26 protein-coding genes are annotated in these 24141 nt (G+C 29.4%); 6 read left to right on the top strand and 20 right to left on the bottom strand.

Features of this window, described 5'->3' with window-relative positions; all coding sequences use genetic code 11:
• Both AC5SL8_RS01385 and AC5SL8_RS01380 read left to right on the top strand, forming a co-directional pair.
• Complete coding sequence (locus tag AC5SL8_RS01385) at positions 1 to 489, top strand: tetratricopeptide repeat protein (RefSeq protein ID WP_494580261.1); 489 nt, start codon at positions 1 to 3, stop codon at positions 487 to 489.
• Between the two features lie 110 nt (positions 490 to 599).
• Positions 600 to 1214, top strand: coding sequence for a YjbE family putative metal transport protein (locus AC5SL8_RS01380; RefSeq protein ID WP_271516633.1), 615 nt, complete (start codon positions 600 to 602; stop codon positions 1212 to 1214).
• Here the strand turns inward: AC5SL8_RS01380 and panB are convergent, their stop codons facing one another.
• Genes panB through AC5SL8_RS01340 form a run of 8 tightly spaced genes read right to left on the bottom strand, consistent with a single transcriptional unit; the run spans position 1215 to position 8097 of the window.
• Positions 1215 to 1988, bottom strand: a complete 774-nt coding sequence (gene panB, locus AC5SL8_RS01375) for a 3-methyl-2-oxobutanoate hydroxymethyltransferase (RefSeq protein ID WP_494580259.1) — start codon at positions 1986 to 1988, stop codon at positions 1215 to 1217. It lies immediately after the preceding gene.
• Positions 1989 to 2012: 24 nt separating this feature from the next.
• Positions 2013 to 3578, bottom strand: a complete 1566-nt coding sequence (gene guaA, locus AC5SL8_RS01370) for a glutamine-hydrolyzing GMP synthase (RefSeq protein ID WP_494580257.1) — start codon at positions 3576 to 3578, stop codon at positions 2013 to 2015.
• The gene (locus tag AC5SL8_RS01365; protein ID WP_494580255.1) at positions 3568 to 4005 is read right to left on the bottom strand and encodes a hypothetical protein; all 438 of its coding nucleotides are present in this window, start codon (positions 4003 to 4005) and stop codon (positions 3568 to 3570) included. The genes guaA and AC5SL8_RS01365 overlap by 11 nt, the downstream gene beginning before the upstream one ends.
• On the bottom strand, positions 4005 to 5081 hold the full coding sequence (gene guaB / locus AC5SL8_RS01360; RefSeq protein WP_494580253.1) for an IMP dehydrogenase: 1077 nt from the start codon (positions 5079 to 5081) through the stop codon (positions 4005 to 4007). The genes AC5SL8_RS01365 and guaB overlap by 1 nt, the downstream gene beginning before the upstream one ends.
• A gap of 37 nt (positions 5082 to 5118) precedes the next feature.
• A complete protein-coding gene (locus AC5SL8_RS01355; protein ID WP_494580251.1) occupies positions 5119 to 5730 on the bottom strand; it encodes an RlmE family RNA methyltransferase in 612 nt (203 codons plus the stop codon).
• The gene (locus tag AC5SL8_RS01350; protein ID WP_494573395.1) at positions 5731 to 6642 is read right to left on the bottom strand and encodes a glycosyltransferase; all 912 of its coding nucleotides are present in this window, start codon (positions 6640 to 6642) and stop codon (positions 5731 to 5733) included.
• Positions 6643 to 7446 carry a CDP-diacylglycerol--serine O-phosphatidyltransferase gene (gene pssA / locus AC5SL8_RS01345; RefSeq protein ID WP_494573394.1) on the bottom strand — a complete coding sequence of 268 codons (804 nt, stop codon included), beginning with the start codon at positions 7444 to 7446 and terminating at the stop codon, positions 6643 to 6645.
• Positions 7447 to 7449: 3 nt separating this feature from the next.
• Positions 7450 to 8097 (bottom strand): phosphatidylserine decarboxylase, encoded by a 648-nt coding sequence (locus AC5SL8_RS01340; RefSeq protein WP_494580249.1) that lies wholly within the window; start codon positions 8095 to 8097, stop codon positions 7450 to 7452.
• A 77-nt stretch (positions 8098 to 8174) separates the two neighbouring features.
• On the opposite strand from AC5SL8_RS01340, the gene AC5SL8_RS01335 reads away from it, so the two are divergent.
• A complete protein-coding gene (locus AC5SL8_RS01335) occupies positions 8175 to 9392 on the top strand; it encodes an NADP-dependent isocitrate dehydrogenase (RefSeq protein WP_494580247.1) in 1218 nt (405 codons plus the stop codon).
• On the opposite strand, the gene alaS is transcribed toward AC5SL8_RS01335, so the two are convergent.
• The 6 genes from alaS to AC5SL8_RS01305 form a co-directional block, all read right to left on the bottom strand.
• The gene (gene alaS / locus AC5SL8_RS01330) at positions 9381 to 12050 is read right to left on the bottom strand and encodes an alanine--tRNA ligase (RefSeq protein ID WP_494580245.1); all 2670 of its coding nucleotides are present in this window, start codon (positions 12048 to 12050) and stop codon (positions 9381 to 9383) included. The two genes, AC5SL8_RS01335 and alaS, sit on opposite strands and share 12 nt — an antisense overlap.
• Before the next feature lie 97 nt (positions 12051 to 12147).
• Positions 12148 to 13299 (bottom strand): recombinase RecA, encoded by a 1152-nt coding sequence (gene recA, locus AC5SL8_RS01325; protein WP_494573390.1) that lies wholly within the window; start codon positions 13297 to 13299, stop codon positions 12148 to 12150.
• 104 nt (positions 13300 to 13403) lie between these two features.
• Positions 13404 to 14702, bottom strand: coding sequence for a TolC family outer membrane protein (locus AC5SL8_RS01320; RefSeq protein ID WP_494580243.1), 1299 nt, complete (start codon positions 14700 to 14702; stop codon positions 13404 to 13406).
• The gene (locus AC5SL8_RS01315; RefSeq protein WP_494580241.1) at positions 14702 to 15625 is read right to left on the bottom strand and encodes a uridine kinase; all 924 of its coding nucleotides are present in this window, start codon (positions 15623 to 15625) and stop codon (positions 14702 to 14704) included. The genes AC5SL8_RS01320 and AC5SL8_RS01315 overlap by 1 nt, the downstream gene beginning before the upstream one ends.
• 6 nt (positions 15626 to 15631) lie before the next feature.
• Positions 15632 to 15994 (bottom strand): GFA family protein, encoded by a 363-nt coding sequence (locus AC5SL8_RS01310; protein ID WP_494580239.1) that lies wholly within the window; start codon positions 15992 to 15994, stop codon positions 15632 to 15634.
• Positions 15995 to 16010: 16 nt separating this feature from the next.
• Entirely contained in the window at positions 16011 to 16559 is a 549-nt protein-coding gene (locus AC5SL8_RS01305; protein WP_494580237.1) for an SOUL family heme-binding protein, read from the bottom strand.
• Positions 16560 to 16723: 164 nt separating this feature from the next.
• Here AC5SL8_RS01305 and AC5SL8_RS01300 point away from each other — a divergent pair, with 164 nt between their 5' ends.
• Together AC5SL8_RS01300 and AC5SL8_RS01295 are read left to right on the top strand one after the other, a co-directional pair.
• Positions 16724 to 17119, top strand: coding sequence for a LexA family protein (locus AC5SL8_RS01300; protein WP_494580235.1), 396 nt, complete (start codon positions 16724 to 16726; stop codon positions 17117 to 17119).
• The gene (locus AC5SL8_RS01295; RefSeq protein WP_494580233.1) at positions 17097 to 18374 is read left to right on the top strand and encodes a Y-family DNA polymerase; all 1278 of its coding nucleotides are present in this window, start codon (positions 17097 to 17099) and stop codon (positions 18372 to 18374) included. The genes AC5SL8_RS01300 and AC5SL8_RS01295 overlap by 23 nt, the downstream gene beginning before the upstream one ends.
• Positions 18375 to 18384: 10 nt before the next feature.
• Here AC5SL8_RS01295 and AC5SL8_RS01290 read toward each other — a convergent pair whose 3' ends face one another.
• Both AC5SL8_RS01290 and AC5SL8_RS01285 read right to left on the bottom strand, forming a co-directional pair.
• Positions 18385 to 19257 carry a glycosyltransferase gene (locus AC5SL8_RS01290; protein WP_494580231.1) on the bottom strand — a complete coding sequence of 291 codons (873 nt, stop codon included), beginning with the start codon at positions 19255 to 19257 and terminating at the stop codon, positions 18385 to 18387.
• 2 nt (positions 19258 to 19259) lie between these two features.
• Positions 19260 to 20582: a glycosyltransferase family 39 protein gene (locus tag AC5SL8_RS01285; protein WP_494580229.1), complete on the bottom strand. Its 1323-nt coding sequence runs from the start codon at positions 20580 to 20582 to the stop codon at positions 19260 to 19262.
• Between the two features lie 80 nt (positions 20583 to 20662).
• On the opposite strand from AC5SL8_RS01285, the gene AC5SL8_RS01280 reads away from it, so the two are divergent.
• Positions 20663 to 21205: a TraR/DksA C4-type zinc finger protein gene (locus tag AC5SL8_RS01280; protein ID WP_494580227.1), complete on the top strand. Its 543-nt coding sequence runs from the start codon at positions 20663 to 20665 to the stop codon at positions 21203 to 21205.
• Here the strand turns inward: AC5SL8_RS01280 and AC5SL8_RS01275 are convergent.
• The 4 genes from AC5SL8_RS01275 to AC5SL8_RS01260 form a co-directional block, all read right to left on the bottom strand.
• Positions 21202 to 21828, bottom strand: coding sequence for a glutathione S-transferase family protein (locus tag AC5SL8_RS01275; RefSeq protein ID WP_494580225.1), 627 nt, complete (start codon positions 21826 to 21828; stop codon positions 21202 to 21204). The genes AC5SL8_RS01280 and AC5SL8_RS01275 overlap by 4 nt on opposite strands.
• Positions 21825 to 22841, bottom strand: a complete 1017-nt coding sequence (locus AC5SL8_RS01270; RefSeq protein ID WP_494580223.1) for an NAD(P)/FAD-dependent oxidoreductase — start codon at positions 22839 to 22841, stop codon at positions 21825 to 21827. The genes AC5SL8_RS01275 and AC5SL8_RS01270 overlap by 4 nt, the downstream gene beginning before the upstream one ends.
• Positions 22842 to 23162, bottom strand: a complete 321-nt coding sequence (locus AC5SL8_RS01265) for a 2Fe-2S iron-sulfur cluster-binding protein (protein ID WP_494580221.1) — start codon at positions 23160 to 23162, stop codon at positions 22842 to 22844.
• Between the two features lie 85 nt (positions 23163 to 23247).
• The gene (locus AC5SL8_RS01260; protein WP_494580220.1) at positions 23248 to 24018 is read right to left on the bottom strand and encodes a bacteriorhodopsin-like; all 771 of its coding nucleotides are present in this window, start codon (positions 24016 to 24018) and stop codon (positions 23248 to 23250) included.
• Positions 24019 to 24141: the final 123 nt, after the last annotated feature.

The raw sequence follows: 24141 nt of genomic DNA, 5'->3' as shown, positions 1-24141 counted from the left end.
ATGAAAAATATTTTTGTTACTCTTTCTATTTTAATTTTATTATCAACAAATTCTTATGCCGCTGGGTCTAGTAGTGATAGTTCTAGCAAAGTAAAATCAAATTATGATAAGGCAGTTACGATTATTAAAGCTGCAAAAAAATATGAAAAACAAGGTAAAACCGAAAAAGCCAACAAAAAATATGAAAAAGCTTTAGACCTTTTGGTTATATCTAATAAAGAAAAACCAAATAAAGCTGATACTCTCAATTATCTTGGTTTTACAACAAGAAAGCTTGGAGATTATGCTGGAGGTGAAAAATATTATTTACAAGGACTTTCTATAGAACCCAACCATAATGGAATTAATGAATACTTGGGTGAGCTTTATGTTGTTACTAACAGAATTGATTTAGCAAAAGAAAGACTTGATGTGTTAAAATCATGTAATTGTGAAGAATATAAAGAACTTAAATCAATAATTGCTGGGGGAAAAAAATCTAAATATTAATTTTAGTTATTTCGTAATGATCTGTCCTAAAATTAATTTAAAAATTTCTACGTCTTATTAAGCCTTTAATATATTGATTTATTATAGATTTTTACTATTATTCAATCATCTTGATTGAAGAAGGCATAATACTACTCCAAATTATCTTTATAGATATTATCCTAGCTGCAGATAACGCTATAATTATAGCTTTAATCGCAGCTAACTTCGTTCCAAAAAATAGAAAACAAATAATTCTCTGGGGTGTTGTGGGCGCATTAGTTTTTAAAGTTATTTTTGCATTATTTGCCACTTATTTATTTGAATTCTATTATATAAAAATTTTAGGTGGGTTGCTTCTAATTTGGATTGCTAACGATTTGAGAAAAGATTTAGTCGAGATGAAAAATAAGATAAAATCTCCAGTTAAAAAATCTACAGAACCATCTTATATACAAAGTGTTTACAAGGTATTATTTGCAGATATTACAATTAGTTTTGATAATGTCATTGGGGTAGTTGGGGCTTCTAAAGGATACTTTGGTTTTATGATTTTTGGTCTTGTTTTATCTGTGGTTCTAACTGGTGCATTAGCTACTTATTTAGCTAACTATATTCAAAAGCATATTTGGATAGCATATGTTGGTTTATTTTTTATATTGATCGTTGGACTACAATTAATCATTGGTGGATTGAATGATTATGGAGTGTTATCAATAAATCAAACTTTTCAAAAATACTTCTAGCTAATAAGAGTGTTTTTTGGCAGGAAACTTTTTTTTTGTTACGTCTTGTTTATATTTTAAGACAGCATTATTTATTTGTTTTTCAATATTTAGATACTTTTTTACAAATCTTACTTTTATATTACTCAGTCCTATAAGATCATCCGTAACAAGAACTTGTCCGTCACAATTAACTGATGCGCCTATCCCAATTGTTGGCACATTAATTGATTTCGTAATTTCTTTTGCTAAAGAGCTCTCGACACACTCTAAAACCATTGAGAATACACCTGCTTCTTCTAAAAGTTTAGAATCTCTTAAAATAATTTTTCTTTCTGATGTTTTTTTTCCTTTAAATCTAAAATTTGTTGCAGATTGAGGAAGAACACCAAGGTGGCCCATAACTGGAATTTTATTTTTAATCAAAATTTTAATTACTTTAATAATCTTTTTACCACCTTCAAGTTTGACGGCATCACAATTAGTTTTAGAAATTATTTTTTTCGCATTAGTCAACGCTTCTTTAGGGGTACGGTAGGTGTTGTGTGGCATGTCTACTACCATTAAACTTTTTTTAACACCTTGTCTTACACTTTTAGAATGTTCAATGATCATATCTAATGTAACTTTTTTTGTAGAAGAAAAGTTGTAAAGGACTGATCCAAGGGAATCTCCAACCAAAATAAGATCGCAGTGTTTATCAATAATAGATGCAATATTTTTTGAATAAGCAGTAAGGCTTATAATTTTAGATTTATTTTTTTTTTTAATAAAATCTATAATTTTTTTATTCATCTTTTAATATCTTATAATTAACTATTACTCTAATTCAATAGTACTTGGTGGTTTAGATGTTACATCATAAACAACTCTATTTATTCCTCTAATATTATTGATGATTTGATTAGAAATAGATTGCATAAAGCCTTTTGGAAAATCAAAAAAATCTGCAGTCATTCCATCCTCTGAAGTAATTGCTCTTAATAAACAAATATGTTCGTAAGTTCGGTTATCACCCATTACACCAACTGTTTTAACTGGTAATAGAGCAGCATAGGCTTGCCAAATTTTATCGTATAAACCATTATCTCTTAAAGCCTTAATAAAATAATAATCTGCCTCTTTTAAAATATTAATCTTTTCTCTTGTTATATAACCAGGCATTCTTATTGCTAAACCAGGTCCAGGAAATGGATGTCTAGATATTATATCTTTTGATAAATTTAGTTCTAACCCAAGTTTTCTTACCTCATCTTTGAAAAGAAATTTCAATGGCTCAACTAATTTTAATTTCATTCTTTTTGGTAAACCACCCACATTATGATGGGATTTAATTTTTGATGTCTGGCTTCCTGTAACAGATCTACTTTCAATTAAATCAGGATAAAGGGTGCCTTGAGCTAGAAACTTAACATTCTTTATTTTTTTTGCATATCTTTCAAATATTTTAATAAATAAATTTCCAATGATTTTTCTTTTTTTTTCAGGATCAGAAATGTTAGTTAATTTATTAATAAATTCTTTTTCCGCATTAACATAAACTAAATTTATTTTTAATTTTTTTTTGAATGTATTGACTACTTGTGTTTCCTCATTTTTTCTCAAAAGACCATTATTAACAAATATACAAGTAAGGTTTTTTCTAATAGCTTTACTCAATAATTGAGCAACAACACTGCTGTCCACTCCACCTGATAGACCACAAATTACTTTATTATTACCTACTTGTTTCTTTATGTCTCTGATTAATTCTAATTTTTGATCTTTTGAAGACCAATTTTTTTTAAATTTGCATATATAAAAAACAAAATTACGTAATAAGATTTTACCTTTATTAGTATGGGTTACTTCAGGGTGAAACTGTACACCATAATAATTATTTTTAGTATTTTCAATTATTGCTAATTTTGAATTTTTTGAAGATGCAATAATTTTAAAATTTTTTGGCATCTTAGATACTTGATCTGCATGGCTCATCCATACATTGTTACTATTATCTTTATTAAAAAAATTCTTAGTTAATTTACTATTTGAAACCTTTTTAATAGTTGCTAGACCAAACTCTCTATGTTTAGATTTTTTAACACGTCCACCTAGTTCTTTGGACAGTATTTGATGTCCAAAACATATTCCTAAAACTGGTATTTTTAAGCTTAATATCTTTTTATCAAATTTAAATTTATCATTTTGATATACATTAAGCGGACCCCCTGAGAGAATTATTCCACCAATGTTATTATTAATAATTTGATTTATTTTTATCTTTTTATGACTAATAATTTCTGAAAAAACACCAAATTCTCTTACTCTTCTTGCGATAAGCTGTGTAAATTGAGACCCAAAATCTATTATTAGAATTTTGGTGAGCTTGTTATTAAGACTCATTTTTTGGTTCCAAATCTTTTAAAGACTCTAAAATAATTTTTTCTTTACCACATAAATCAATGCAAATTTTAGAGAAACTTTGAGCCAACTCTCTAACTTTTAAATAATTGCTTCTTTTAAGTTCTATTTCCATAAGCATATAATTTGCTTCTTCATTTTTAGGTTCTAGTAACAAAACTGTATCTATATTCTTTTTTTCTTCTTTTTTATTTTCTTCAATACTAAAAATTTTTGCTAGATATAAATATGATTTTTCATCTTTAGGATTGAATACTATTCCTCTTTGAAATAAAAACTTAGCCTCTTCATAACTTTTTTCATCATATTTAATTTTTCCCTCTTCAAAAAAATTATCTTCTGCAAAAGATAAATTCGAAATATTTAAAAATACAAAAATTATAAAGACTAGTTTGTTAAATTTAATCATTAGTATTTGTTGTCACTCTTTACTTCATCAACATTATGAACCATGCTTTCATAAAATCCAGCTTTTGTTATTTTTACAAAATTAGGTTTAGTTTTTAGATTTAAAACTTTTTTTGCTCCCAAATAGCCCATGGAAGATTTTAATCCTCCGATTAATTTATAAATTATATTTTTAACATCACCTTTATATTTAACAAAACCCTCTACACCTTCTGGTACATATTTAGATGTATCTTTTTGTTTTTTTTGAAAATATCTATCAGCAGAACCTTTATTCATTGCTCCCACAGAACCCATTCCTCTAAAACTTTTAAATAATTTTCCATTTTTTTTTATTAGTTTTCCTGGTGTCTCTGTGCTTCCAGCAAATAATGAACCAATCATTACAGCATCTGCTCCTGCTGACAATGCTTTTGCAATATCACCAGAATATTTAATTCCACCATCAGAAATTATTTTTGTTTTATTATTTTTTATTCCTTGTTTAACTGCTAGGATTGCACTCAATTGAGGTACACCAATACCAGCTACCAATCTAGTAGTGCAAATTGAACCAGGTCCAATACCAACTTTAACTATATCTACACCTAATTTTATTAAAAATTTTGCAGCGTCCGCTGTAGCAATATTTCCAGCACACAAGGTTGTCTTTTTAGTTTTAATTTTCTTAATTGCTTTAACAATTTCAGCTACTTTTTTGCTGTGACCATGTGCTGTATCAACTACAATTAAATTAATTTGTTCTTTTAAAATCGCCTCTGCTCTTTTAAGTTCTAGTGGACCAGCTCCTACAGCAGCTCCAACTAACAATCCTTGTTTTTTTACTTTTCTAATCTCTTCAATTTGTTTTTTAATATTTAAATTTCTGTGAATTACACCAATGCCTCCTGCTTTAGCTATCGCTATTGCCATTTTACTTTCTGTAACAGTATCCATTGCTGATGATAACAAAGGTATTTTTAATGTTAAATTAGCTGATAATTTTGTGCTTGTGTTAACTTCTGAAGGTAAAACTCCTGAGTACTTCGGAGCCATTGTGACATCGTCAAAGGTGAGTGCTTCTTTAATAGGATCCATAATAATTTATATACGATTCCTTTTAAAAATAAAGTTACTATCTTAGAGTTTTACAAATAATAAAGCTTTCCTTAGATTCTTTTCTACTGGATTTTGGCTTAAATACCTTCACCTCTTTGAATATTTTTTTACCAAGTGCGACTATTTCGTTAAATGATGATCCTAAAAAAATTTTAGAAACAAATCGTCCTTCTTTAACTAGCATTTCTCTTGAAAAGTTCATTGCTTCCATGGCAAGTTCCCCTGTATAAATTGCATCAATATCCTTTATGCCCGTTGTATTAACAGCCATATCGGACACGACAACATCAACTTTTGATTTGAATAAACCTTTTATTTTTTCTTGAGATTCTAAATCAGTAAAGTCTCCTTTTATTTGAATTATGTTTTCAATTGCTTCCATATTTTTTAAGTCTATAGAAACTAATCTTCCACTTTTTACCGTCCTTGCTATATACTGAGACCAGCTACCAGGTGATGCGCCTAAGTCTATTACTGATATTCCATTTTTAAATATCTTAAATTTTTCATCTATTTCAATTAATTTATATGCAGATCTAGCTCGATACCCATCCACATGGGACTGTCTAACATAAATATCTCTTTTTTGTTTGTTGATCCAGTTTTTAGAGATTCTATTTTTTTTCAATTAATGACCAAATCTAAGACTTTTAGATAATATTTTTTGCTGGATAGTCTTAATATTAATTTTAACCTCTCTATCTAACCTCATATCTTTACCTGAGTCCCAAATTCCAGCGGCTAAGTGCATAATTCCTATTTTATAATTTGGTAAGTAAGGTTCAACGAATGTATTTTTAATTTCATCAAATTTTGGTAATAAATTACTAGCAATCCAATTGCAATTTAATGGTAAAAATTCAGTTTCTAGATCGTCTATATAAACTGACATATTGATAGCAAGACCCTCTGAACCAAAGATATTTCCACTTTTTAATGTTTGTTCTAGATTTTTTTGCCAAGAAGCCCAACCAGGTGAATTTTTTTCTAATGAAAAAACGCCAATATTTATATGAGGAGCAAAAGCTAATTTTCTAGCTTTATTAATTCCAACTTTTGATTTTATTGCATGTTTAAAATTTTGAGATTTAATTATTGCTACTTTACCAAACAGCCAATTTACTTTTGACATTATTTTGTATCCCGGTCCTAATGTTTGAGTAATTCCTAATTTACCATTTTCACAAGCTTTAAAATATAATTCAACAGAATTCCAATCATTCACCCACGCGTCACAATCTATCCATAGAAATTTTTCATAACTGGGAAAATATTTTGGTAAAAATGCTCGAGATACTTGACTCTTTAGCCACTCTTTTCCTTTTACTTTAAATGCTGGAACATCAATATCCCATTCTGCTGATTTAATTTCATCAACCTTTTTAGATAATTCATTTTTTTGCTCTTCAGATAAACCGGCATCTAAAATACAAATTGCTGTATCTTTGCTTTTTTCAAAACTCTTAATAGAATCAACTAATTCATTAAGTAATTCAAAGTAATTTGAGTCAGCCAAAGATACAATTACATTTTTTTTCATTTAGAGTATGTCTTCAAGATCTTCGACTTCTTGGTTTTCACCACTTAAAATCTTTTGTTTATAGGTTTTTTTATAACTGAAATATCCAAATGGAAGTAAGGTTATATAAATCAGGCCACATATGACTAAGACTTTAAATGTATATATAAATAATAGACCAAAAAATAACACAACACCAAATAATACAAAAATTGTCATTCGACGAGGTATTGATATCTTTTTAAATGCAAAAGTTGGTATTTTACTAATCAATAAAAATGAATTTACAATAAAGAATAATGGTACAAGAATATCATAATTAATATTAATTAAATTTATATCACTTAGACTTAATATTAATGGCATAAGAATTAAAATTCCTCCGGCTGGAGACGGAACACCCTCAAAATAATTATCTTTCCATGAAGGTTCAGTATTTGAAGTTACATTAAACCGCGCAAGTCTAAGGGCAACACAAACCACGTAGATCATTGTAAGTAACCAACCAAATTTACCAAAATTATTTAAAGACCAAAAATACATTATAAAAGCTGGAGCAACACCAAAACTAATTAAATCAGCTAATGAATCTAACTCCTTTCCAACCAACGAAGTGCCTTTTACTAATCTTGCAACTCTACCATCTAGTGCATCAAAAACTGCAGCAAAAATAATAGCTATAATAGATAATTCAAATTTTTCATCTAATGCAAATTTAATAGAGCTAAGACCAATGCAAATATTGATTAGAGTAAGTGTATTTGGAAGAAGCATCCTTGCTTTTTTATCAGATACAATTTTAAAATTATTTTTGGGTTGCTCCATATGCTACCTCTTAGCTAATAGTGTTTCACCTGCGATTGTCTTTTGTCCAACTTTAACTAAAGGCTGATAATTTTCAAAATAGACATCAGCTCTACTTCCAAATCTGATCATTCCTATTCTATCACCTTGTTGTAGCTGTTGATCTTTAGATGACTCACATACAATTCTCCTTGCGATCAAGCCTGCAATCTGCACGACAATTACTTCTTCTCCGTGAGAGTTTGTAATTTTATAATAATTTCTTTCATTATCTTCACTTGCTTTATCAAGTGATGCATTTAAAAACTTTCCTGGTTTATAAAGTATTTCTGAAATTTTACCATCACATGGTGTTCTATTAACGTGACAATCAAATACGTTCATAAAAATACTAATCTTTGTAAATTTTTTATCTTCCAAACCTAATTCTTTTGGTCCATCAACCTCATGAACCATTAAAACCTCTCCATCTGCAGGGCTTGTTAAGTAATTTTCATCATTGATTGAAATTCTTTCAGGGTCTCTAAAAAAATAATAAACCCATATAGATAGTACCAATCCAATTAATCCTAAAAAAGTACTCAACAGATACAAAAAAAAGGTTGCAATTATAGCTATTGCTAAAAACTTGTACCCCTCAGAATGTATTTTTGGAAAAATTTTGTCTAACATGAGCTTCTATTTGATAATATTTTATTAATATGTATATAAAGCACTAAATTACAATTACTAATATATATTATTCAATTATGGCTAAAATAAACGTTAAAAATCCGGTTGTTGAGCTAGATGGTGACGAAATGACTAGAGTCATTTGGGAGTTCATTAAAAATAAACTAATTTTACCATATTTAGATTTAGACATTAAGTACTACGACTTGGGAATGAAAAGTCGAGACGATACAAATGATCAAATAACTATAGACTCAGCTAATGCAATTAAAGATTACAATGTTGGCATAAAATGTGCAACGATTACTCCAGATGAAGCTCGAGTAGAAGAATTTAAACTAAAAAAAATGTGGAGATCGCCTAATGGAACTATAAGAAATATATTAGGTGGAACAGTTTTTAGAGAACCAATAATTTGTAAAAATATTCCAAAACTTGTGCCAACATGGACTGACCCTTTGATTATTGGAAGACATGCTTTTGGAGATCAATATAGAGCAACTGATTTTAAGGTACCTGGTAAAGGTAAAATGGAAATCAAATGGACATCAGAAGATGGTAAGGATGAAATAAAACATGAAGTATTTAACTTTCCAGGACCAGGGGTAGCTTTATCAATGTACAATTTGGATAAATCTATTGAGGACTTTGCCAGATCTTGTTTTAATTATGGAATAATTAAAAAATGGCCTGTTTATTTGTCAACAAAAAATACTATTTTAAAGATTTATGATGGAAGATTTAAAGATATTTTCCAAGATATTTTTGATAAAGAATTTAAGTCAGAATTTGAAAAACTAAATATTACTTACGAACACAGATTAATTGATGACATGGTCGCATGTGCAATGAAATGGAGTGGTAAATATATTTGGGCTTGTAAAAACTACGATGGTGATGTTCAGTCAGATACTGTAGCTCAAGGATATGGGTCGTTAGGATTAATGACTAGTGTTCTTCTTGCACCTGATGGAAAGACTATGGAGGCTGAAGCAGCTCATGGTACTGTAACAAGACATTATAGAATGCATCAACAGGGTAAAGAAACTTCTACTAATCCTATAGCTTCAATTTTTGCTTGGACTAGAGGTTTAGCACATAGAGGAAAATTAGATGGCAATGAAGAATTAATTAAATTTTCAACTACCTTGGAAAAAGTTTGTATAGACTGTGTTGAAAATGGATCGATGACTAAAGACTTGGCGATCTTAATTGGTCCAACTAGTAATTATTTAACTACTAACCAGTTTTTAGATGAATTAGATGGACGGCTTAAAAGAAGCTTAATTAATTAAATTTTTAATATTTTCAAAAGACTCTTCAATTTTATTCGGTAATGTTCCGCCTGCTTGAGCAAAATCTGCTCTGCCACCACCACCTTTTCCACCAATAATCTCTGAACCAGCACGTACAATTTCTACTGCATTAAATTTGTTCTCTAAAGTTTTTGTAACACCAACTGCTAGTCCAACTTTGTTATCATTTACAGCATAAATTACAATCAGCCCTTCACCAATTTCTCTTTTTCCTTGATCAATTAATTTACGCAAATCTTTGAAGGGTAGATCTTGAATATTTTGAAATCTAACATTAATTTTATTTACAACTAAATTGGTTATCTTATTTTTTGACTTATCTTGTAATATAGATCCGACTTTAAGTTGCTCTAATTGTCTATTTAAGTCTTTAATCAAAGATAACGTATCCTCATTTTCAATATTTGGTTTACCACCTAGCTCGATAATTTTTTTTGACAAATCTTTTATAATCTCATTGTTTTTTTGATTAGTTTCTGTTGATAATTTTTCTTTATTTTTAAGGTATTCATCAAGCTGCTTGTCCCTTAATGCCTCAATTCTTCTTATGCCTGATGCCACTGCGGATTGACTAATAATTTTAAACCTTCCAATATCAGAGGTATTTTTAACATGGGTACCTCCACATAACTCAGTTGAAAAATACTTTTTTCCCTCATCTCCCATTGATAAAACTCTGACCTCATCACCATATTTTTCTCCAAACAAAGCGAGAGCACCATTAGCAACCGCCTCTTTTGGTGTCATTATTCTTGTTTTAACATCAGACTTTTTTTCTATAACAGCATTAACATTGTGCTCAATTTTTTCTATTTCTTCTTTTGAGATAGGTTTCATGTGGCTAAAATCAAACCTTAATCTATCAGATTGAACTAGTGATCCTTTTTGTGTGACATGATCACCTAATACTCTTCTCAATGACTCATGCAGTAAATGAGTTGCTGAATGATAAGCTCTAGTATTATTCCTTCTATTAGTGTCTATTTTCATTTCAACATCTTGGTCAAGTTTAATTGATCCACTCAAAACTTTTCCATAGTGAACAAATAGATCTCCTATTTTTTTTTGAACATCTGTTACTTCAAATTTGAAATCATCCTTAATAATCACTCCCGTATCAGCTACTTGACCTCCTGACTCAGCATAGAATGGTGTTTGATTTACAACTATAATGCCTTCATCACCTTTATTTAGCACCGATACTTCTTTATGATTTTTTAGTAAACATTTGATTATGCCTTGAGCTTGGTCATATTCGTAACCAAGAAATTCTGTTGTCCCAATTTTTTCTTTAATACCATACCAAATTTTTTCAACAGTACTATCGCCTGAGCCCTTCCAATTTTTTCTTGCAAGTTCTATGCCCTCTCGCATTAATTCATCAAATCTTTTTTTATCAAATTTTAAAGATTTATATTTTAAAATATCTTCTGTTAAATCAATTGGAAATCCATAAGTCTCATACAGCTTAAATGCTACATCTCCTGGCAAAATATTATCAATCTTAGATATTTCTTCATTTAGAATTTTAATTCCTTTATCCAATAAAACTAAAAATTTTTCTTCTTCTGTTTTTAGAGTTTCTTTAATTAATGATTGTGCTCTTTCAAGTTCTGGATAATTATTAGACATCTCCTCTAATAGTGTTTTAAAAATATCATAAAAGATTGGTTTCTTAGATCCCAACAAATGTGAGTGCCTCATGCCACGTCTCATTATTCTTCTTAAGACATAGCCTCTTCCTTCATTAGAAGGCAAAACTCCCTCAGCTAATAAAAATGAACTTGCACGTAAATGATCAGCTATTACTCTAAAGCTTGATTGATTGTCATCAGTTACCTTAACTTTTAAAGTATCAGATGCTGATTGTATTAATTTTTTAAAATGATCTGTTTCATAATTGTCATGAGTTCCCTGTAAAAGTGCAGCTATTCTCTCAAGGCCCATTCCAGTATCTACAGATGGCTTTGGTAATTCAATTCTTTTATCTTTTGAAATTTGCTCATATTGCATAAATACTAAATTCCATATTTCTATAAAACGATTACCATCTTCATTTTTGCTTCCTGGTAATCCACCCACGAGATGGTCTCCATGATCATAAAATATTTCAGAGCATGGGCCACAGGGACCTAAATCACCCATTGACCAAAAATTATCTGTAGTAGAAATTCTAATTATTCTATCATCACTAAAGCCTGCTATTTTCTTCCAAAAATTGAATGCTTCATCATCACTATGATATACGGTTACATAGAGACGATCTTTATCAATTCCAAATTCTTTAGTGATTAAATTCCAGGCATAACTAATGGCTTCTTCTTTAAAGTAATCTCCAAATGAGAAATTGCCCAACATCTCAAAGAAAGTATGGTGTCTTGGTGTGTAACCTACATTTTCAAGATCATTATGTTTTCCACCAGCTCTTACACATTTTTGTGAAGTGGTTGCTCTTACATAATCTCTTTTTTCCAGTCCAGTAAATACATTCTTAAATTGAACCATACCTGAGTTTGCAAACATTAAGGTTGGATCGTTATTTGGAACTAAATTGCTAGAATCTACTATCTCATGATCATTTTTTTGAAAATAATCTAAGAAAGTTGTTCTAATTTGATTTAATGTTTTGTCGGCCATATTTATAAAATACAGCTTTTTTATTTGATGTCTAGATATGAGTAGGGAAAAAAGGCGCTTAATTTAAGCGCCTTTTAATAATTAAAGATGACTTTAACTAATTCTTTTTAGATGGCGGAGTTACTTCTTCTTTTGTCTCAGTAACTGGGTCTTCTATTTGATCCTTCGCAGCTTTCTCAGGATCTAATGGATTACCTTCAATTTTTTTTGCTATTACACCAGCTTTTTCTCTAATTGCCATTTCAATTTCTGCTGCAACTTGAGGATTTTGCTCTAAGTAAATTTTAGCATTTTCTCTTCCTTGGCCAATTTTTTCACCTTTATAAGCATACCAAGCACCTGATTTTTCAACAATCTCAGCTTTTGCTCCAAGGTCAATCAACTCACCAACTTTGCTAATTCCTTTTCCATACATTAGATCAAATTCAACAACTTTAAATGGTGGTGCTACTTTATTTTTCACCACTTTAACTCTTGTTGAATTTCCAATTATTTCATCTCCATTTTTAATTGCACCTATTCTTCTAATATCCATTCTTACTGATGAATAAAATTTAAGTGCATTACCACCAGATGTTGTCTCTGGACTACCAAACATAACTCCAATTTTCATTCTTATTTGATTTATAAAAATCATCATTGTGTTTGTATTTGAAATTGAGCTAGTCAATTTTCTTAAAGCCTGACTCATTAATCGTGATTGAAGACCTACGTGATGATCTCCCATCTCGCCTTCAATTTCAGCCCTAGGTGTTAATGCAGCCACTGAGTCAATTACAATAACAGAAATTGATCCAGATTTAACTAAAGTATCAGCTATTTCTAAAGCTTGCTCACCAGCATCTGGTTGAGAAATTAATAATTCATCAGTATTTACACCAAGGTTTTTTGCATATACTGGGTCTAATGCATGTTCTGCATCAACAAAAGCACATATACCACCTGCTTTTTGAGCTTCAGCAACCACCTGTAATGCTAATGTTGTTTTACCAGAAGACTCTGGTCCATAAATTTCTACAATTCTTCCTTTAGGCAAGCCACCAATACCAAGAGCCACATCTAAACTCAACGATCCAGTTGATACAGATTCTATGTCCATTGCTCTTCTTTGACCTAGCTTCATTACTGAACCTTTTCCAAAGTTATCAATAATCTGGCTCATTGCTGCGTCTAAAGCTTTATTTTTATCGTTTGCGTCTGTTGCTTGTTGTTTTGTAGATTTAACTACTTTTAGGTTATTTTTAGTCATTTTATGCCTTTTTTTATTAAATAATTAGTATTCGAATCGTGCTTTAAATGTACACATTTTGTTCTTATTTTCAATAGTTATTTTTTTTGTGAAAAAACAGCTAATTACTGGAGTTTTAGATACTTGCTATTTAAGTAGCCTACTGACTGTAACAATTTAAATTGAGACAGTAGATAATTTCTTTCTGAATCTGCCAAGCTTATTTTGGCATTTAATAAAATTGAATTGGATTGGATCACATCCAAAGTTGATCTTCCAAGTCCTGACTCATATTCAACTGTTATTCCTTCGTTTGCAATCTCAGCTGCTTTAACTTGAGATGTAACAGAATTTAATAAGCTTTTAGAAACTTGAAAATTTGACCATGCACTTGCAACATTTGTATCATTAGATTTTAGAGCATTATCTAATAATAATTTTTTCCTATTTTTAAGATTTTTACTTTTATTTAATGAAGCATAATTTTTTCCTCCATTAAAAATTGGCCATGAAATAGTTGCTTTTAAAATTTCTTTATCACGTTCACCTATCGTTGAACTTACATCGTCTGATTTTGAACTATTAAAAGATAAGGATGCAGAGGGTGATAGATCTGATCTGGCTATAATCATATCTTTTTCTGATTGTTCATACTCTAATCTTGAAATAATTAAATTCGGGTTATCTTTTTTAGAAATTTCAATTGCTTCATTTAAGCTTACTGGTAATGCAAAATTTAAATCAGATTCTTTATCTAAAGAATTTATATCAGCGATTGGTCCTATTATTTTTTCATAGTTTAATTTGGAAGTTACTGTTTCATTTTGAGCCTGTAAAAATTTAGCTTGCGCTCCTGCAAGTGATGACTCAGATTGGGAAAGATCAGATAAAGTAATTTGTCCTCTTTCTAATCTAGCCTGGTCAGTTTCAACTTGTCTCTCTAATAAATTAACATTATCTTGGTTAATCTTTAATTTTTCTTCAGCAAATATAAGTCCTGTATAAGCTTCTATGGCTTGATATAAAATTTCTTGCTCTGTTTTTAATAGTTTTGCTTGAGCCAAAGTTAATCCAATTTTACTTTTTTCTAAACTTGCTGTACCTGCAAATCCTTGAAATAGTTTTTGCTCAATATCTATAGATTGTGTTTTAGGATCAACGTCTGTAAACGCAGAGTTTGCTCCTGAACTATCAGTTTGCTTTTCAGTATTTTCTTGGCTTTTTGAGCCTGACAAAGTAACGCTTGGCAAAAATTGACTTTTTGATATTTTTACTTCTTCTAAAGAAACTTGAATGTTTTCACGCTCTGCATTCAGTACTGGATTTTCATTGTAGGCTTGTAACAACGCTTCTGATAATGGCGCAGAAAAAACATTTCCACTAAAGAAAATAAATAATACAAATATTAAAAAGTTTTTTTTCATTATTTTTTAAATTTTATTTTTTGTATTTGATGTTTATTATTTAAATACATAATAACTGAAGAGTTTTTTACAGCATCTTTAAACATTTGTTGAGTAATTCTTTGATAAGTTTGCATAAAATTTATAACATCACCACTGCTCATAATCTTTAAGTTTTTCTTATTTTTTGTTTGCAACCAAAGCTTTCTCTCTTGCTTTAGCCTCCACTCTCTTAATAAACTAAAGTCTTTAGCTTTTAAATATAGTAGTCCATCTAATTGCCTAAATAATGCTTTGTATTTATTTTTTAACTGATCATTAACATACTTTCTCCATTTAGTTTGCTGATCATAGACTTTTTCAACTGAGTTTATTGGTTTTTTAAGCTGGTTATTTGATTGCGCTCTAGCCCCTACACACCAGCCTTCAAAGATTACAACATCAGGCTTTTTTTTTATTATATGCCATAAAGTTTTTGGATAACGATCATCTATCGCTTTATTGAATGCTGGCACTTGTAATCTTTTAAAATTTTTAGCTTTAATTTTTTTAAAAAAATTTAGCATTAAATCAACATCATGTGTTCCTGGCACACCTCTTGTCATTAATAAAGAATGTTTTGTTTTAGATAATAATTTTCTATCTTTTCTTGTTTTATAAAAATCATCAATTGAAATTTTAAAAACATTTAGTTTAAAATATTTTTTTAAAATTAATGTTAAAAGTGATGAGATGGTTGTTTTTCCTGATCCTTGACCTCCTGCTAAACCAATTATCAATGGATTTTTTTTTGTTTTTTTTGAAATCCAATAACTGATTGGGATTAGAAAAGATTTTATCATCTTGTCTTTATTTTTAAATTTATCTTTTTTTGTTTCTTGTGAAGAAATAAATTTAAAACAATCTTTTTTAACCTTGCTATAACATTCGCCAACAGACCACATAAAAAATTATTTTTTATCTAAAGGATGATTTTGACCATCATTGACAGGAACATCTTTCATATCAAAAGTATTTATTTCATCTATACATCCTACATTAAATCCTGTCATTGCAGGATTTGCTCTTGGATTATGATGGGTATAAATTCCACAAACTGAACAAAAGTAATGTTTAGCTATTTTTGAATGGAATTGATAAAGAGTTAATTTATCTTCACCTTTGGTAACTTTAAAATCTTCATTTTTTACCATCGACATAATTGCTCCTTTTCTTTTACAAATAGAACAATTGCATTTTATTACTTTAGCTAAATCTCCTTCTAAATTAATTTCTGCTTCTACAGTGCCACAATGACAAGTTAGTTTTTTCATTATTTTTTCTCCATTTCTATAAATCTACTTTATACATTACTTCATTTCTTTTAAGTATTGGTAAAGTAAATGGTGAGTTATATGACGCCCTTATTGGTGGACTTAGAACCAATAAGTTGTCTTGCTTAAGCGCTTTTTCTAAAATATCTTTATTTTTTAAAAAGTTTTTATCTGAAGATCTCCCTGAATATTCAATCACAGCATAATATCCACCCTCAATAGTTAAAATTTTTACTTCTGAATCGACTGGTTTTGGTGCATTATCTTTATTAAATTTTGATGGCAAATAAAATTGCATCGTCATATTTTCATTTTTAATTTCTTGAGTAACTGGAACTGTCATTTTTATTTCTTCATTTTCTTTATTATTTCCTGAAATATAATTAAACAATTTTCTAAAACCATTACCTTGAACAGAATTTGTTTCAATGACCAAACGATTAGGGTATTTTCTTATTTCATAAATTTTATTCTCTTTTACTACCTCGTAGTTTGTTTCTTCGTATGCCATCAATTGAGAACTTAAAGTTAATATAAAGGTTAAAACTAATAAAATTTTTTTCATTTTCGAATTTTTTAAACTATCTCTGGTTGAAGTTATCCACAAGCATACAAAATGTGGTTTTGGATGTTCACCTTTTGATTCACTTTTGATTCACTTCCAGACTCAAAATACAACCTATTGCGTGCATTGTATAACTAGTCTATAAATAAGAACAAAATAAGAACATGAAACTAACTATCCCTTATTACTTACATAAAGCAGGTGCTGGGTTTCCCTCTCCTGCAACAGATTATATCGAAGAAGATATTGATTTGAACATACATTTAATAAAAAATGTTCCAGCAACTTTCATCATTCGTGTTCAGGGTAAATCAATGGTCGATGTTGGAATTAATGATGGAGATTTATTGGTGGTTGATAAAAGTTTAAAACCAAAAAACTTTTCAACAGTTATTGCAAACGTTCATGATGAGCTTGTAGTTAAAAGCTTGGTTCAAGAAAGAGATAAAAAGTTTTTAACATCAGGGTCTAAAGATTTTATTGATAAAATTTTAATTAATGAAGAAGAAGACATCTTTATCTGGGGGGTTGTAACTTATGTCATCCATTCTACGTACTAAAAAGATAGCATTAGTTGATTGTAATTCTTTTTATGTTTCTTGTGAAAGATTATTCAATCCTAAAATAAGAAGAAAACCTGTTGTAGTTTTATCTAATAATGATGGTTGTATCATCTCAAGATCTAATGAAGCAAAAGCTTTAGGAATTAAAATGGGTGAGCCTTATTTTAAAGAAAAAGATATTATCATAAAAAATAAGGTTGAAGTTTTCTCTTCTAATTATTCTTTATATGGTGATTTATCTAGAAGAGTAATGCGAACTCTTAAAAGATTTAATACAAAAATAGAGGTTTATTCTATTGATGAGGCTTTTTTAGATTTATCAAATTTTCCAGACCAAGATATAGAAAAAGTTGGCAAAGAAATTCGAGACACAGTTTTACAATGGACAGGGATCCCAACTAGCATTGGAATTGCTAAAACAAAAACTCTAAGTAAAATTGCAAATCATATTGCAAAGAAAAAACAATCAGGAGTTACTAGTTTAATTAATATTGAAAATATTGACCCTATTTTAGAAAAAATAGATATTAATGATGTATGGGGTGTTGGTAGACAACTTACAAAATTTTATAATAAAAATGGAATTTATAATGCTAAGCAGCTTAAAAATAAATCTAACAGCTGGATTAAAAAATCTTCTAATGTTTTAAGTTCAAGAACTGCAATGGAACTTAAAGGTATTCCTTGTATTAATTTAGAAACAACTACTACAAAAAGAAAGAGTTGTGTTGTCTCAAGATCATTTGGGAAAAGAGTAGAAAGATTTCAAGAATTAAAAGAAGCAGTTGCAAACTATTGTTTAAATGCATCTGAAAAAATTAGATCAGAGTCGTTAGTTGCAAAAGCAGTCACAGTATTTGTTAGAACTAGTCCCTTTCAAAGAAACTATGGATATTACTCAAATGCAAAGACTGTTGATTTTCCAATTGCAACAAACAATAGTATTGAAATAGTTAAAGCTGCAGTAACAATTCTAGAAATAATTTTCAAAAATGGTTACCAGTACCAAAAAGCAGGTGTGATGCTTACAGGATTATCTAACGCTAATGAAAAAACAAATCTATTTTCATCTGAAAAAGATGAAAAAATAAACAGTTTAATGAAATCTATTGACAGCACTAATCATCGATACGGAAGATCTACCTTAAGTGTTGCAAGTGCTGGGGTTCAAAAAAAGTGGAATATGAAAAGAGAATATTCTTCTAAAATAGATACAGCTGATTTTTATTCTCTACCAACGATTAGAGCTTAATTTTTTTTACTCACTTTATCTTATCAATATTATGAATATTTTTTAAAGAATTATTAAATTCTTCCATATTTTCTCTTAGAGCTAAATTGGAAATTGAATAAATCATTATTAATAATAGAACTAAAGGTAATGAAGTAATAATTGATGCATTACTTTTAATTAAAAGAATATAAAAAACGATAAATAAAGCTGAACGAATTAAAACTGTTTTTCTAAATACACTAATAATTGAAAGTGAGTGTTTTAATAAATTAAAAAAACTCATTTTAGATGGTCCAAAATATCTAGCCCCTCTAATAGAAGGAATGGTTAATAAATCTTTTTCTATTTTTTTTAATGAACCAGAAAAACTATTCCAGGTTGCTTTTTCTTTAAGCATTTTTTCAATTGTAGTCTTAGAGAGACATGTAAAATTTCCAAATTTAATAGATTGACCTGTAAATGATAATGTTAAGAATTTATGAAACTGATAACAAGATTTGAAAAATAAACTTTCAGATCTTTTAACTCTTTCACCTACTATTGATTTACCATCTGTTTGTTCAGCAAGCTCTATAAAATTTTGAATCTCTTCTGGTCGATCTTCACCATCTCCATCCATAGGTATTACATAGTCAAATTCTTTTTTTTCATAAATATACTTTAATCCTGAGGCAATACATCTTGCATGACCTCTGTTTTCTTTCATGTTTATAATTTCAATTGAATTAATATTTTCAGTATTTCGATAATCATCAATTATTTGTTGAGAAGATGCATCGTTAATAACAACAATTGAAATCTCAGAATTGATACTTTGTATTTCAGAATTTATATTTTCAATTAGCTTGGTTAAGCTCTCTCGATCGTTATAAATTGGAATTAAAATTACATATTTTTTCATAGCTATTTTGATCCAACACAAACATTATCAAAGCACATATAATCTTTCAATTGATCAAGCTTTTCTTTTTCAACAAAACCCTCCCATACAGGTCTTGATTTTAGATGATATGATAAATTACCTGCATTCCACTCATTTCCATAAACTACATTTATCTTAGAATTGAACTGTTGATCCCAAGCATATTGAGTTTTAATAGCAATTTCCTTCCCTGGGTAATCAGTTCTTTTGTCTTCTTTTGATATTGAGACATAAACGTAAAGCACTGGTGACAAAAAAAATAAAAAGATAAAGCCAATCATAAATGGTTTTAACTTTTTAATATTGATTTGAGCTTGAAATAAATAGACAAATAAAGTTCCAAAAAATAAATAAAACGGTGTCATCCACATTGTTCTAGTCTTAGAGCCTGTAACAGCTGATGTTAAAAACATTAACATGATAGGTAAAATGTTAATCGCTAACAAAAAAAGTAATTTTTTATCTTTAAAATCTATTCTAAATTTTATTTTTTTTACTAGCAACCAAACTAAAATTAAAAATGGGATTAGTAATCCAATTTGCTTTATTAAAAAAATCAATGGATAATTTATATGATTAATCAAACTAGATTGTCCCAATCCAGTTCTTGCAAGTCCATAAGTTATAGTAATAAAATCATTATTGTTTAGCCAAATTAGATGAGGAACTAAAACAATCAAAAATACCTCTAGAGTTATAAGATACTTAAAATCAAATTTTCTATCCTTCTTAAGAAATATTAAATATATAAATAAAAAATCAATTGAAACTAAAAGATAAACAAATAAATATTTAGATAAAAAACCAAATGCTGCAAATAATCCAACTAAAAAACAATCAGTAAATTTTATTTCTTTACTAGTATAAATTTTCCATGAAAAATAAACTGTTAAGGACCAAAATGGGAGCTGGCAAACATTTACGTTAAATTCAGGAGTGGTAAAATTATAAAAATAAATTGCTTCAATAAGTAAAACTGAAATTATACCTAATAAATCACTATTAAAAAATTCTTTAGAAAATTTAAATACATAATAAAAAGAAATAAGCACAAATATTTGACTAAGCAAATAATATATCCAATCTTGAGATCCAAAAATTTGAAAAAAAACTTCTGGAAAAAAAGCACTCATTGGAGGATGTTTGTTAAAACCCCATTCTAAATTACTACCCCATGCTAAGGCTTCAATTGTATCAAGAGGTAGATTGTTATTTGTTAACGAAGGAATTAATGTCCATAAAAATAAATGTGCTGTGAGAAAGACATAAAAGAACTTATTAATATTATTTTTATTAAGTAACATTTTATATAGATTTTATATGAATTAAGCTTGCTTGACACCTATTAATTGCTGAATATACTCCGGCCACTAAATTTATACATATGCCCAAAACTTCAAAAAAAACTGCTAAAAAAAAAGTTGCTAAATCTAAAAAATCTACTTCTATAAAAACAAAACCCGCTAAAGAAGTTAAAAAAGTTATTGTTGAAGATAAAAAAACTAAAGCACCAGTTAAAATTTCAAAAAACTATCTCCCAAAAGAAACTGAAAAATATATGTGTGAAAAGCACTTAGTTTTTTTTAAAATAAAATTAACTGAATGGAAAAAAGAGTTAGTCAAAGCAAATAATGAAGCCCTTTATCATGGATCAATGGATGACAATAGTATTTCGGCAGATATTGTGGACCAAGCAAGCTCATACACTGATAAAGCTGTTGAAATGAAAGCGATTAACCGTCAAATAAAATTAATTTCTAAAATTGATCAGGCTATATTGAGAATTAAAAATGGAACATATGGATTTTGTGAAGAAACAGCTGAGCCCATAGGTTTAAAAAGGTTAATGGCAAGACCTGTTGCTGACTTATGTATAGCTGCTCAAGAAAAACACGAAAAAGAAGAAAAAGTATACGCTGACGATTAAGGCTTTGGTATTATTGAACCATTTTTTAATAAATCATAACCTTTTATAACGGCCTCTCTTTTTGAAATATCTAAATACCACCTTGTAAGGCTTTTATAATTATTAAGTCCAATATCATGCCATTCATGTCTTGCTATCCAGGGCCAAGTTGCAATATCAGCAATAGTATATTCATTTCCAGCTAAGTATTTTGATGAAGATAATCTTTCATCTAGCTCACCATAAATTCTTTTAACGATTTCAAAATATCTTTCTTCTCCAAATTCACTTTTTCCAGGATTATAATGATGAAACTGATGATGTTGACCAATCATTGGTCCAATAATTCCCATCTGAGCCATTAGCCATTGATTAATAATATAACGATCTTTTAGATCATAAAACTTGTTATATTTTTCACCTAAATAAATAAGAATTGCCCCAGACTCAAATAATGATTGTCCATTTTCATGGTCAATGATTACTGGAATTTTTCCAAAAGGACTTATTTTTATGAAATCTTTTTTTAATTGCTCACTTTTAGATAAATCAATTTTAGTTACTTTAAAATCACAGCCTAACTCTTCTAACATTATTGTGATTTTTTTCCCGTTTGGAGTGTCGGCCGTAAAAAGCTCTATCACTTTTTAATACCCAGTCTACTTTTTACTGTTTTGGAAGAAGTTGTAAATTCAAATCTGTATTTTTCATTTGGTTTTGCATACTTAAAGCAGCCTCTAGCAGCTAATGCCCCTTCATGAAAACCTGAAAGAATTAGTTTTAGTTTTCCAGGATAGGAACAGATGTCTCCAATTGCAAAAATGCCTTCTTTATTAGTCTCAAAATTTTCTGTGTTAACAGGAATAGTTTTTTTATCTAAATTTAATCCCCACTCAACTATAGGCCCCAATTTCATAATTAATCCAAAAAAACCCAAAACATAATCTGTTTTAATTTTTTTTATACTTTCATCATCATGTTTAATGTTAATATTTTCAATCTTATTGTCACCTTCAACTGAATCTAATTGGTACTTAGTATAAATCTCTATTTTACCCTCTTCTTTCAATTGATTAACTTTATCAATACTTGCTTGCATTCCTCTAAAATCATCTCTTCGGTGAACTAATATTACCTTTGAGGTATTTGATAATTCAATTGCCCAATCTAATGCAGAATCTCCTCCACCAAAAATAGTAACAGTTTTATTTTTAAAAATTTTTTTATCTTTTACTGAAAATAATATTTGTTTACCTTCGTATTTTTCTATTTCTTTTGTTGAAAATTTTCTTGGCTCAAATGAACCTACTCCAGCTGCAATAATTATGCTTGAAGCTTCAAATTGAGTTCCTTTATTTGTTTTTATTAACCATTTTTTTTCATCTTGCTTAATTTCTTCTACTCTTTCATTTAAATGAAAATTTGTTTTAAATGTTTTTATTTGCTCAAGTAAATTATTAGTTAATTCTTCCCCAGTACATTCTGGAACAGCTGGGATGTCATATATAGGTTTGTCTGGATAGAGCTCAATACATTGTCCACCAATTTTATCTAAATTATCTACTACTTCACAAGTCAACCCAATTATTCCCAGTTGATGAACACAAAACAAACCAACTGGTCCAGCACCAATTATCAATGTATCTGTTTTAATCATTTAACCTTGCTTTGATGGAATGCTTACTATTAAACCATCTAATTCATCTGAAACTATTAACTGGCAGCTTAATCTGCTATTTTTTTTTGGCTCAAATGCCATATCCAACATATCTTCTTCACCATCTTCTTTTTTAGGGAGTTTGTCAAACCACTCATCATTTACATAAACGTGACAAGTAGCACAAGCCATACCACCTCCACAATCTGCATCAATACCTTGAATATCATTCTGGACAGCGCCTTCCATAACAGTCAACCCATTGGGCACTTCTATTGTTTGGCTGTTACCATTGTTTTCTAAATAAGTAATTTTAGGCATATATTCTAAATATAATTACATAAGAAAAAAGGGCAAGTATGCAAAAACATACCTGCCCTTTTTTTTAATTATTTAACGAGTAAAACTACTTCTTAGCTCTACCAGGTTGTTGCATTGCTGCTGCCCAAATGATTAGACCAAAAGCGATCTTGTTCAAAAAGTCAGCTGCATTGTAAATCACGTTTAGCGAGTTAGCATCTACACCACCTGTTAGGTAACCAAATACATAACCTAATGGGTAAATAGCCCAACCAACTGTAACGATCATTCTCATAGCACCAAATGCAGTAACAAGAGCTTTGTTTCCACTCTTCGCTGCCATTTTACCTGCTTCACCTGAAAATACTTCATAAAGAATGTAGAACCATCCAGCCATACCGATTACAAAACCAAGTGTAGCATTAATGTATCCTGCTTCTCCTAAGTATCCACCGATTAACATTACTAAAGTACCAATCATCAATCTCCAGAATATTCCAGAGTTTGCTTTATTTACTGCTGCAAGAACAAAATAGAATTCTAACATCAATAATGGAACTGTAATTAACCAGTCAATATATCTGTATACTGTTGGTGACTCACCAGTCATAATCCACACATCTCTCATGTACATGTAATGTATGAATGCAATACCAGTTACTAGTCCTGCAACAGTTATTGAAACTCTCCAGCCAGCTGGAACTGATGCTCTTTCAATAAAAAAGAATGCCGTTGACGCTAATAACGCCATTGACACAAGCCAGAATGAAATTCCGACAAAGTCATCAGAAGCTAACAGTGCAGTTTCTGCGTTTGCTACACCTGTAACACCCATTAGGGCTACAGCTGTAAGGGCAAACAATTTTAGTTTTTTCATAAAAAACTCCCTCTTTGTTAGTTTTTAACTTTTAGTTTATATAAACTAGACACAAATATTAGTTTGTATCTATAGTGTGGATTAACTATCAAAATAAGTTAGTTTTTAGAAGTTCTAAATTCA

This window comes from Candidatus Pelagibacter sp. PS_41, from assembly GCF_059417725.1.
The sequence above is the reverse complement of the archived record's forward strand: the minus strand, read 5'-3'. Positions and strand labels throughout refer to the sequence as shown.

What these genes read in the sequence shown, in the direction of transcription:
- pssA (WP_494573394.1), bottom strand. Translation starts at nt 7,446, where the DNA reads ATGGAGCAACCCAAAAATAATTTTAAAATTGTATCTGATAAAAAAGCA.
- AC5SL8_RS01260 (WP_494580220.1), bottom strand. Translation starts at nt 24,018, where the DNA reads ATGAAAAAACTAAAATTGTTTGCCCTTACAGCTGTAGCCCTAATGGGT.
- panB (WP_494580259.1), bottom strand. Translation starts at nt 1,988, where the DNA reads ATGAATAAAAAAATTATAGATTTTATTAAAAAAAAAAATAAATCTAAA.
- AC5SL8_RS01350 (WP_494573395.1), bottom strand. Translation starts at nt 6,642, where the DNA reads ATGAAAAAAAATGTAATTGTATCTTTGGCTGACTCAAATTACTTTGAA.
- AC5SL8_RS01310 (WP_494580239.1), bottom strand. Translation starts at nt 15,994, where the DNA reads ATGAAAAAACTAACTTGTCATTGTGGCACTGTAGAAGCAGAAATTAAT.
- AC5SL8_RS01300 (WP_494580235.1), top strand. Translation starts at nt 16,724, where the DNA reads ATGAAACTAACTATCCCTTATTACTTACATAAAGCAGGTGCTGGGTTT.
- AC5SL8_RS01270 (WP_494580223.1), bottom strand. Translation starts at nt 22,841, where the DNA reads ATGATTAAAACAGATACATTGATAATTGGTGCTGGACCAGTTGGTTTG.
- AC5SL8_RS01280 (WP_494580227.1), top strand. Translation starts at nt 20,663, where the DNA reads ATGCCCAAAACTTCAAAAAAAACTGCTAAAAAAAAAGTTGCTAAATCT.
- AC5SL8_RS01340 (WP_494580249.1), bottom strand. Translation starts at nt 8,097, where the DNA reads ATGTTAGACAAAATTTTTCCAAAAATACATTCTGAGGGGTACAAGTTT.
- AC5SL8_RS01385 (WP_494580261.1), top strand. Translation starts at nt 1, where the DNA reads ATGAAAAATATTTTTGTTACTCTTTCTATTTTAATTTTATTATCAACA.
- AC5SL8_RS01305 (WP_494580237.1), bottom strand. Translation starts at nt 16,559, where the DNA reads ATGAAAAAAATTTTATTAGTTTTAACCTTTATATTAACTTTAAGTTCT.
- AC5SL8_RS01320 (WP_494580243.1), bottom strand. Translation starts at nt 14,702, where the DNA reads ATGAAAAAAAACTTTTTAATATTTGTATTATTTATTTTCTTTAGTGGA.
- AC5SL8_RS01265 (WP_494580221.1), bottom strand. Translation starts at nt 23,162, where the DNA reads ATGCCTAAAATTACTTATTTAGAAAACAATGGTAACAGCCAAACAATA.
- AC5SL8_RS01335 (WP_494580247.1), top strand. Translation starts at nt 8,175, where the DNA reads ATGGCTAAAATAAACGTTAAAAATCCGGTTGTTGAGCTAGATGGTGAC.
- recA (WP_494573390.1), bottom strand. Translation starts at nt 13,299, where the DNA reads ATGACTAAAAATAACCTAAAAGTAGTTAAATCTACAAAACAACAAGCA.
- guaA (WP_494580257.1), bottom strand. Translation starts at nt 3,578, where the DNA reads ATGAGTCTTAATAACAAGCTCACCAAAATTCTAATAATAGATTTTGGG.
- alaS (WP_494580245.1), bottom strand. Translation starts at nt 12,050, where the DNA reads ATGGCCGACAAAACATTAAATCAAATTAGAACAACTTTCTTAGATTAT.
- AC5SL8_RS01365 (WP_494580255.1), bottom strand. Translation starts at nt 4,005, where the DNA reads ATGATTAAATTTAACAAACTAGTCTTTATAATTTTTGTATTTTTAAAT.
- AC5SL8_RS01295 (WP_494580233.1), top strand. Translation starts at nt 17,097, where the DNA reads ATGTCATCCATTCTACGTACTAAAAAGATAGCATTAGTTGATTGTAAT.
- guaB (WP_494580253.1), bottom strand. Translation starts at nt 5,081, where the DNA reads ATGGATCCTATTAAAGAAGCACTCACCTTTGACGATGTCACAATGGCT.
- AC5SL8_RS01290 (WP_494580231.1), bottom strand. Translation starts at nt 19,257, where the DNA reads ATGAAAAAATATGTAATTTTAATTCCAATTTATAACGATCGAGAGAGC.
- AC5SL8_RS01285 (WP_494580229.1), bottom strand. Translation starts at nt 20,582, where the DNA reads ATGTTACTTAATAAAAATAATATTAATAAGTTCTTTTATGTCTTTCTC.
- AC5SL8_RS01315 (WP_494580241.1), bottom strand. Translation starts at nt 15,625, where the DNA reads ATGTGGTCTGTTGGCGAATGTTATAGCAAGGTTAAAAAAGATTGTTTT.